Annotated in this window: 8 protein-coding genes; all 8 read right to left on the minus strand. The window is 65.0% G+C overall.

What is annotated here, in order from left to right; all coding sequences use genetic code 11:
* A partial coding sequence (locus GH737_RS10155) for a TonB-dependent receptor (RefSeq protein ID WP_196233094.1) occupies positions 1 to 2,922 on the minus strand: 2,922 nt, incomplete at its 3' end.
* Positions 2,923 to 3,029: 107 nt separating this feature from the next.
* Positions 3,030 to 4,340 (minus strand): extracellular solute-binding protein, encoded by a 1,311-nt coding sequence (locus GH737_RS10160; RefSeq protein WP_155264711.1) that lies wholly within the window; start codon positions 4,338 to 4,340, stop codon positions 3,030 to 3,032.
* Positions 4,337 to 5,170 carry a carbohydrate ABC transporter permease gene (locus GH737_RS10165; protein ID WP_230558755.1) on the minus strand — a complete coding sequence of 278 codons (834 nt, stop codon included), beginning with the start codon at positions 5,168 to 5,170 and terminating at the stop codon, positions 4,337 to 4,339. Before GH737_RS10165 ends, GH737_RS10160 begins: the two co-directional genes overlap by 4 nt.
* Entirely contained in the window at positions 5,160 to 6,038 is an 879-nt protein-coding gene (locus tag GH737_RS10170; RefSeq protein WP_155264712.1) for a carbohydrate ABC transporter permease, read from the minus strand. Before GH737_RS10170 ends, GH737_RS10165 begins: the two co-directional genes overlap by 11 nt.
* Positions 6,035 to 7,126 (minus strand): ABC transporter ATP-binding protein, encoded by a 1,092-nt coding sequence (locus GH737_RS10175; protein WP_155264713.1) that lies wholly within the window; start codon positions 7,124 to 7,126, stop codon positions 6,035 to 6,037. The genes GH737_RS10170 and GH737_RS10175 overlap by 4 nt, the downstream gene beginning before the upstream one ends.
* 106 nt (positions 7,127 to 7,232) lie before the next feature.
* Positions 7,233 to 8,123, minus strand: a complete 891-nt coding sequence (locus GH737_RS10180; protein ID WP_196233095.1) for an NAD-dependent epimerase/dehydratase family protein — start codon at positions 8,121 to 8,123, stop codon at positions 7,233 to 7,235.
* Entirely contained in the window at positions 8,120 to 9,343 is a 1,224-nt protein-coding gene (locus GH737_RS10185; protein ID WP_155264715.1) for a class I SAM-dependent methyltransferase, read from the minus strand. The genes GH737_RS10180 and GH737_RS10185 overlap by 4 nt, the downstream gene beginning before the upstream one ends.
* Complete coding sequence (locus tag GH737_RS10190; protein WP_155264716.1) at positions 9,340 to 9,900, minus strand: dTDP-4-dehydrorhamnose 3,5-epimerase family protein; 561 nt, start codon at positions 9,898 to 9,900, stop codon at positions 9,340 to 9,342. Before GH737_RS10190 ends, GH737_RS10185 begins: the two co-directional genes overlap by 4 nt.
* Between the last annotated feature and the right edge of the window lie 120 nt (positions 9,901 to 10,020).

Genomic DNA, 10,020 nt, shown 5'->3' on the forward strand with positions numbered 1-10,020 from the left:
CGGCGGCACGACGGCCGGTGGCGGCGGCGGCACGAAAACCGGCGCCGCTGGCGCCGGCGGCCTGCTGCCCCCGAAGTTGAACCGGACGCCGGCCGAAAGGATCGTCTCTTCGAAGCGGGTGACCATCGGGAACACTTCCGGCTCCCCACTTGCCCCGGTGAGCGGACGGAAGCCGTAATTCTTGCGGACGATGTCCGAAGTGAACGGCTTCTTGAGGATGTTCGTCCAGTCGAAGAAGACGGTGAACCTGTCGCTGACGTTGTAGCTGGCGGACAGGTCCAGGCGCGGAGACGGGTGGGCGCGCCCCTGCAACGTGTAGAACAGCCCACCGTCGTTCCGTTCGGCGAGATCGCCTTCCGGATATTTCCCGCGCCAGTTGTAGGACAGGCGAAGCGAGAGCGGGCCGCGTTCGTACATGCCGGTCAAATTGTACGACCAATTCGAAACGCCCGGCAGCGGGGCCGTGATCGTGATGCCCTGTATCGGCGGGTTTGCGCCGAAATCCGGGAACAGCAGGAACTTGGCCTTCGCCCTGATGTACGTGACGTTGGCATCGATGCCGAACGAACGCGCCCACAGCGGCACGAAATCCCAGTCGAAGAAGGTGCGGACCTGTCCCTCGAACCCGTTGATCTTGCCCGTGCGGGTGTTCACCGGGCCGGTGATCAGCAGCGTTGCTCCGGTGGCTGGATCGGGTTCTGGAAACTCGAACGTCTGATTGGCGATGAAGCCCTTGATGTCGCGATGGAAGCCGGCGATCGAAGCGAAGCCGGTACGCGAGAAGTAATATTCGAGGCTCGCGTCGTAGTTCCACGAGGTGAAGGGCTTCAGGAACGGGTTGCCCCCGCTGCCGCTGATCTGGCAGATCGTGGAACCGCCGCCGCAACCGACCGGTGTACCGAGCGAGAGACCTGGATTGAGCTGCTGGAAGGTGGGCTTCGTGCGCGTCTTGGTCACCGCCATGCGCAGCTTCCAAGCGGGCGAGAAGCTCACGTTCAGGTTCGCGTTGGGCAGCCAGTCCGTGTAAGAGTTCTTGAAATCGACAGGGTTCACGCCGCCGGGGACCCGGGCGAAGCCGCTGACGTCGTCCTTGGTCCGTACTGCTCGCAAGCCGACGATGCCGTCGACTTCCGTTGGGCCCGCCTCGAATCGGAAATTCGCCTGGGCATAGCCGGCAAGCGATTTTTCCGCGATGTCGAAGCTGCGGCCAGGATCGACCGGCGGCCCGTCGACCGATCCCTGCCCGGTCAGGTCGATGTTGAACTGGCGAAGCGCGACCAGGTTGTCCCACACGCTGTTGTAGGTCGGGGCGAACCACGTGATCGGGAACGGCTTGTTGTCGTCCCCCCGGAATGCGGTGTGCAGCAGCTCATAATCGAGCGGAACGGCGCTGATCGGGATCGGCGTATGCGTCGCGTTCATGCTCCCGCAGCAATTGCGGGCGGTCAGATTCCAGTAGAACGATCCCGCCTCGTCCGAGGCACGCCGGTCGACGTAGCGCACGCCCCACTGGATCTTCGGAATGAGGTTGATGTGCGGGTCGTATTCGAAGTCGAGCCGCGCCTGCCAATCCTTGCCCTTGGGGTCGGCGTAATCCTCGAAGAAGCCGCGATAGTCGTAGTTCGCTGGATCGGTCGGATCGATGCCCGAAACCTGGAAGGTCGGACCTTTGTCGCTGCCCGGAAATCCCGTGTACCAGTCGACCGAATAGTCGTTGTTGTTGAGTTCGAAATCGACGCTCTCGGTGCGGAGCTGGAAGTGGCTGTACGTGTGCGCGAGGTCGCCGCTGATCCGCAACGGTCCCGCGTCATAGCTGCCGCCGACTGCGAACTGATAGGTGTTCGTCTCGCGGTGCGTGGCGCCCTTGAAACCCCAGGTCTCGTAAGGATTGCCTGGACGGTCGACGTGTCCGCTGACGATTTCATTGCTGCCGTCGCGGAACACGAGATCGGACGGAGTGCCGCCCCAGATCGGCTGCGCCCACATTGCGTCGTTGACGCGCTCGCGATAGCCCTGCCACAGCCCCTCGGCGTAAAGCTCGAGGTCGCCGTTGCGATACTGCAGCGCGCCATTGACCGATGGCCGCCAGCGTTCACCCTGATTGTAGTGGATTTCGGGCCAGTCTGGCGTGCGGAAGGCGCCGGTCGGACCGTAATTGGCAATGAAGAAGCCGTGCCTGCGGACCGAATCCTGGTAGTTGAGGCGCGTGTAGGAGAAGTTGACCAGCGCACCGAACTCGCCCTCGCCCATGGTCCAGCGGTTGCTGAGCAAGAGGTTGCCGTTGACGGATGCGTCGCGCGATTGATTGGGCCGCATGACCCACAAGGATCCGGAAACCTCCAGGCCGCTGAAGTCGAACGGCCGCCGCGAGCGCACGTTGATCAGGCCGGAAATTCCGGGTTCCACCAGGTTGGCGGTCGACGTCTTGAAAGCTTCGATCGCCGCCACCGCTCCTGCGGGGAAGTCCTGCAATGCAACCGATCGAGTCTCTGCCGTGAAAAGCTCGCGGCCATCATAGGTGGTCGTGTAGAAGGTGTTGTCGAGACCGCGCACCAGGACGCGGCCCGCTTCGCCGTGCTCACGTTCGACCTGGATACCGGGAATACGCGCGGCGCTGTCGGAAACGGTGATGTCGGGCAGCTTGCCGATATCCTCGGCGACGATGGCGTCGACGATCTGGTCGCTGTTGCGCTTGATGTTCCGCGCCGACTGCATGGACCGGCGAAGGCCCGTGACGACGATTGCATTCTCGCCGGTCTGCGGCGCATCAGCATTTTGTGCTGGATCAGCGGGGCTCTGCTGAGCCGTCGCGTTCGGATCGGGAGGCAGGGGCGCCTGGTCCTGCGCCGCGGCGGGCGATGCAATTACCAGAGCCGCCGTAATCGCGGTTGTCGACCACAGCAAAGTGTTCAAGCGCCGCATCACCCGAGCCCCCCTCATGCAACATCGACGAACAAACTGTTGGGCCGTTGTATGACACAGCTTCGCAGCGAGACAAGCTGCAATGCTGCAACACCGATTGAGATCAATCAGTCGATCTGTGCGAGCAAGATGTTCACGCGGCGCTCGGCCGATTCAAGCGCTTGCGGCACCGTCTTTTGTCCGGTGAATGCTGCGGCCGCTTCCTCGCCGACAATTCCCTCGATTGCATTCTGCCGAAGCACGTAACTGGGCAAGGGACGACCGATGGTCGCGAGCGGCGCGATGTCCGCACGGTGCGGAAGCGCTTTGAAGCGCGGCTCGCCGAGCACCGCCTTGAACGCCGGCAGATGACCCGTTCGCGTCCAGTCGAAATTGTGCGCCGCCATGAACTTGAAAAAGCGCGCGATCGCTTCGCGTTGCTGCGGCGTGCGCTCGCGCGCGGGGACCACCCAGCTGTGGCCGCTCACATATTCGACATGTTCGCCCCACAGGCGCGGATAGGGAAAGACGGCATAGCTCTTGTACAGCGGTCGCCCGGGCGTTTCCGCTTCCGTCTCGAACGAGCCGATCATCCACGTGCCGGTCGGGTAGATTCCGCCGCGCCCGCTGACAAACGCCGCGATCGCCGCAGGCGTGTCCATGTTCTGGGTGCCGAGCTTTTCCGCGTTGATTCGGCGGAAGTATTTGGCGACCTGCACCCCGACCGGTGTGTTGAGCCGGATGTGCTTCCGGTCCGGGAACAGAACCGCGCCCTTCGCCATCATGTAGGTATAGAGGTTGCGCGCCGCGAACGCCGGATCGCCGACGTTGCTCTGGATGAGATAGGGCTCGCCGGTGCGTTGCTCGAACTGCCTCGCCTGCGCGAACAATTCGTCCCACGTGTCCGGGAGTACCGGCTTCCCGCCGCGCATCAGACCCGCCTTCGCGAACAGCGCCGTATTGACGTGGAACAGGCCCCCGTGCGTGTCCCACGGCAGGCCGTACACGTGCCCATACATCGTCACGCCCTGCCGCGCCGCATCGGTGAAATCGGTCGGTGAAATTCCCGCCGTGCGCAGATAGTCGTCGACCGGTTCGACCAGCCCTTTCGACGCATAATCGCTGATCACGCCTTCGTGCATCGTCACAAGGTCCGGCGGATCGCGCGCGGCGACCTGCGCGGTCAGCTGCGGGTAGCCGGGCCACGCGACGACGTTCACGTCGATCCGGATGTCCGGATTGTCGGCGTTGAAGCGGTTGACCAGGGTGGTGATGATCCCGCACTCGCCCTCCGCTTTTGCGACATCGGTGGTGCCGCCATATTCCGCGCCGCATTCACCGAAGAAGCGCTGGAGGTAGAGATGCGTCTTGTGGTCGCTCTTCGCGCAGCTGCCGAGCGCGAGCAGCGCCAGCAACGCGGCGAGCGCGCGCTTCGTCATACCGCCGTCCCGGCCATCGCGCGCACGATCTGCTTCTGGAAGATGATGTAGACGATGAAGATCGGAATCGACGCGAACACCGCCTGCGCCATCAGATAACCGAGCCCGCTGGTTTGTGCATAGTTCATCTGCGCAGCCGCGAGCCCGACGGTCAGTGTGTACATGTCGCTGCGCGTGGCACTGATCAGCGGCCACCAGTAGTCGTTCCACGCGCCCAGGAAGGTGAACACCGCCAGCGTCGACTGCGCTGGGACGGTGAGCGGCAGAATCACTTTCCAGAAGGTCGTCCAGCGCGACGCGCCGTCGAGCATCGCCGCTTCGTCGAGCTCGCGCGGGATGCCGCGCATGTAGGTAGTCATGAAGAACACGCCGAACGGTGCGATCAGGCCCGGCAGGATCAGCCCGGGATAGCTGTTGTGCAGATGCAGCCAGGCGAACAACTCGTGCTGCGGAAGGATCACTGCCTGGCTCGGCACCGCGAGGCCGATCAGGACGATGACGAAAAGGGTTCGGCGGAACGGAAAGTCGAGACGCGCAAAACCGTAGCCGGCGAGGCTGGCGAGGATTAGCACGCCCGCAGTCTGCCCGAGCGCGACGATGGTGCTGTTGAGCAGCCAGCGCGTCGTCAGGCTGTTGCCGAAAATGGCGACATAATTGTCGAGCGTATAGGGTCCGTGCAGCGCGGCCTCGCTATGGCCCACGAGCGCTGCATTGTCCTTGAGCGACAGCAACACGGCCCAGGTCAGGGGCGCGAGCATGAGCGCGGCACCGATCACCAGCGCGGCCCAACCAAGCGGAGTCAAACGGCCGCGGCGGAAGTCAGCGGCCACCTTGCGCCGCCGTTGCCCTGCCGGTCGCCCAATATTGGGTGATGGTGACCGCGAGAATGATCAGGAAAAGCAGTTCCGCCGCGGCGCTCGCATAGCCGAGCTCCCAGCGGCCGAACGCGGTTTCGAACAGGAACAGCACCGCGGTTCGCGAGGCGCCGCTCGGCCCGCCGGCGGTGAGCAATTGCGACTGGCCGAACAGCTGCAGCTGCGCGGCTGTCTGCAGCATCACGACCAGCACCACTGTGCGCCGCAGCGACGGCAATGTAATGCGGGAGAAGGTCGTCCAGCGCGATGCATTGTCGAGCGCGGCGGCTTCGTACATGTCCCCGGGAATCTGCTGCAGGCCGGCGAGGAACAGCAGCATCGGGAAGCCGACCGACCACCAGATGGTGGTGATCGCAAGCGCGGGGAGCACGAGATTCTCGTCGCTTAGGAATGGCAGCGGCTGCCAGCCGAACGCTTTCCACAATTCGCCGAGCAGCCCCGCGTCCGGCGCAAGGACAAAGCGCCAGATCAGGGTGACGATCGTCACCGACAGCACCGCTGAGGAGAAGAAAATCCCGCGAAAGATCGCGGCGTTCCTGCTTCCGCGATTGAGCGCCATCGCAAGGCCCAGCGCGATGATCGTGAGCGCCGGGACAATCATCAGCGTGACTTCGAACGTGTTGATCAGCGAGGTGCCGAATATCGGATCATTGAGCAGCCGCGCGTAATTGCCCAGCCCCACGAAATGGCCGTCCCCGAACAGGTCGACCTGGTTGAAGCTGAGCCACACGCCCCGCAGCAGTGGGAAGATCAGGATGACCGAATAGAGAAGCAGGAACGGCGCGACGAACAGCAGCCCGCGCCAGTCCCGAGCGCTCGTCATGCGCCGGTCCTATGGTAGCCGGCGCCATCGGCATCGAACACGTGCGCCGCGGCGCCGTCGATTCTGAGCGCAATCTCGTCGCCGATCTTCAGCCGGCTGTCGCGCTGGTCTTCCGCGGTGATCGGCTGCCCGTCGCCAAGCCGTGCGTAAACGAGGGTGCGCTCGCCGAGTCGTTCGACCAGCTCGACCTTCGCCTTGCTGGTGGCTTCGCCGCTGCCGACGACGCGCACCGCTTCGGGGCGAAGGCCCAGCCTGAAGTGGGCCGACGGCGGCAATCGATCGCGGGGCACCCGCGTTTCGACCACGGTCCCGTCGCCAATCTTCAGCGTCGCATAGTCGCCGTTTTCGGCCAGCTGTGCGGGCACGAGCGTCATCGCCGGCGAGCCGACGAACTGCGCGACGAAGACATTGGCGGGCCGGTTGTAGATTTCCATCGGCGGGCCGACCTGCTGGATCGTGCGGTCGTTGATGACGACGATGCGATCGGCCAGAGTCATCGCTTCGGCCTGATCGTGAGTCACCATGATCACGGCGGCGTCCACCCGCTGCTTCAATTGCGCGAGCTCAACACGCGTGCGCAGCCGCAGCGCCGCGTCGAGGTTCGACAAAGGCTCGTCGAGCAGGAACAGCTTGGGCTCCTTGACCAGCGCGCGTCCGATCGCGACCCGCTGACGCTGCCCGCCCGACATTTCGCCGGGCTTGCGGTCGAGCAAAGGCTCGATCTCGAGCACGCGCGCCGCGTCCGCGATCCGGCGCTCGATCTCGTCTTTCGGGACGCGTGCGTTGCGAAGCCCGAACGCCATGTTTTCGCGCACGCTCATGTGCGGGTAGAGCGCGTAGTGCTGGAACACCATCGCGACGCCGCGCTCGCCCGGCGGAAGCGGATCGATACGAAAGCTTTCCAGCCAGACCTCGCCGGCGTCCGCCGTCTCCAGCCCGGCGATGATCCGCAACAATGTCGACTTGCCCGATCCCGACGGTCCGAGGAAGGCGACGAACTCGCGCGCATCGAGCGTCAGCGAAACGTCCTCGAGAATAAGCGTGGAGCCGAAGGATTTCCGGACCCCCTTAAGCTCCAGGCTGGCCACGCGGATCGTTCCCCTCTCGCGGCGCACTCTACAAAAACGAGGTGCCGGGACAATAGCTACCGGGGAGGAAAGGACATGCTCCCGTCAAGCAGCCGATTGCACCGGGTCACGCGAGGGTCTCCCGGAATCGTTGCACGGCATCTTGGATCCCCGTTTCGATGGTGAATCGGGGGCGCCAGCCGAGCTCTGTGGTAAGCCGCTCGATCGATGCGCGTACGACCGGCGCCTCATCCATGCCCGGCTCGAGCGCGCCGAGATCGACGCGTTCGGTCATCCTGGCCGCGTCTGCTGCGATGCCGACGAAACGTCGCACCTCGGTTGCCTCGCCGGTGCCGACGTTGATTGCGCCCGCCACTTCAGAGCCGAGCAATGCGACAAGCGCGGAAGCGGCGTCGTCGACATGGATGAAGTCGCGCGATTGAAGCCCAGTTCCAAAGGAAGCGCGGCCCCCGGAAGCGAGTGCATGGAGCAGCGTGCCCAGGAGGCGCTCGGAACGCTCGCTTGGGCCATACGGGAAGAACAGCCGTGCCCAGGCGACCGAAAGCCCGAGCGCCGGCGCGGCGCTCGTCAGCAACATGCCGAGCGAACCCTTGGCCGTGCCGTAGAGCGTGCTCGGCGCGATCGGCGTGCGCGCTTCGTCGAGCGGGTCGTCGCCCCAGCGATACTCGGCACAGCTTCCGATGCCGATCAGACGCTTTCCGCCGCCTTCGGCGAAGCCCCTCGCGATCGCGAGCGAAGCTGCCACCCAATCGAGGTTCTCGGGTGCGGTCCAGTAGCGGCCGGGAATTGCGTACCAGGCGCAATGAATGAGGTGCATAGCGCCGATCGCACGCACCGCTTCGGCGGCACCTGGCGCCAGAAGATCCGCACCGTGGTGGATCGCGCCGGCAACCGGCGAGCGGCCGATGACATGGACCTCGTGGCCGGCTGCCAGCAACTGCGGGACGAGCGAACGGCCGATGAAGCCGCCGCCGCCGGTAACGAGGACACGGCTCACGCGATTTGAAGCTGCGGCACTGCGACGGCGAAGCGCGCACCCCACTCGCGTGCGTAGGCGAGCTGGCCTGCCAACTCGTCCCGCAAGTTCCACGGCAGGATCAGGATGATGTCCGGGCGATCGTTCCGAAGCGTCTCCTCCCCGACGATCGGGATGCGGCTGCCCGGCATGAAGCGGCCCGCCTTCGCAGGGTTCCGATCGACGACGTAGCGCACCAGGTCCGGTCGCACGCCCGCGAAGTTCATCAGCGTGTTGCCTTTCGCCGCAGCCCCGTAAGCGGCGACTGCGAGGCCATCGCGCCGGGCATCGATCAGCATGCGCAGCAAGTCGTTCCTGATACGCTCCGAGCCCGACTGGAGAGCGGCATAATATTGTGGCGTTGCCACTCCGAGCCCCTGCTCCTCGGCGAGCAATGCCGCAACGCTCGCCTCGACGGGGTGCGGACCGCCGGCGCGCTGCGCGTAAACGCGCAGGCTCCCGCCATGGGTCGGCAAATGCTCGACGTCGAACACCGACAGGCCGTTTGCCGCGAATATCCGCTCCACCGCGGTCAACGAGAGATAGGAGTAATGCTCGTGATACACCGTGTCGAACTGCGTGTTGGCAACCAGCTCGCACAGGTGCGGGAACTCGAAGGTGGCCACGCCGCCGGGCTTGAGCAGACGGGCGAAGCCGTCGACGAAATCGTTGATGTCCGGCACATGAGCCAGGACGTTGTTGGCCGCAATGACATCCGCGTGCCGCCCGGCGCCCGCGAGCTCCGCGGCGAGCGCGACACCGAAGAATCGCTCGACGATCTCGATCCCGCGTTGGCGTGCTGCAGCGGCCGTGCTTGCGGTCGGCTCGATTCCGAAGCAGGGGATGCCCGCCTCGCGCACATATTGAAGAAGGTAACCGTCGTTGGCTGCGACTTCCACGACCATTGACCCGCCGTGGAGCCCGAACCGTGCGATCATCGCCTCGACATAGCGGCGCGAATGGTCGAGCCAGGACGTCGAAAAGGCACTGAAATACGCGTAATCGTCCGCAAATAAGGCCTCGCGCCCCGCGAAATCTTCCGTCTGCACCAGCCAGCACGTCTCGCACAGCATGAGGCGGAGAGGGAAATAGGCCTCCGGGGCGTCGAGCGCGTCGGCATCCAGATAGGCGTTGGACGGCGGCGATGTGCCGAGATCGAGGACGCGCAGAGTCAGCTCGCTCGCGCAGTGACGGCACTTCACGGAGCAACTCCCTGGAACGCCGGAGTGATGGGAGCCCATCCGCAATCGCGCTCGGAAACGACGGTGGGCGGCAATGGCCAGGTGAGATCCAGCGCAGGGTCGAACGGATCGACGCCGTCCTCGGCGCCAGGCGCATGGGCTGCCGAGTGGAAATAGAGCAGTTGGACATCGTCGGTAAGCGTCTGGAAACCGTGCGCGAAGCCCGGCGGGATCAGCAGCGCGGCGCTATTGTCCGCCGACAGCTCCGCTGCGACATGACCGAGCCGCGTGGCCGATCCGGCGCGCACGTCCACTGCCACGTCCCAAATGGCGCCGGCGAGGCAAATCACGAGCTTGGTCTCGGCATGCGGCGGATGCTGGAAGTGCATGCCCCGCACCGTCCCGCGCTGCGCCGTGACGCTGAGATTCGCCTGGGCGACCGTGCCGGACCAGCCGGCGTCGCCCAGTTCCTCCTGGCAGAACAGCCGGGTGAAGCTGCCGCGCGCGTCGCCGATTTCTCGGCGCGTGACGCGCACCGGGCCGCGCGGCATCAGCTCCTCGACGATGAAACGGCTCATGCCGCATCCTCGAAAGCGCGCGCATCCTCTCGGCAAAGCGCCCGCGCGTCCGCGCCGTCGCCGAGGCGGCGGTGCCAATCCATCGTCCGGCGCACCGCCTCCTCGAGCGACCAGCGCGGG

This window comes from Sphingomonas segetis, assembly GCF_009720245.1.
Lineage (GTDB): Bacteria > Pseudomonadota > Alphaproteobacteria > Sphingomonadales > Sphingomonadaceae > Sphingomicrobium > Sphingomicrobium segetis.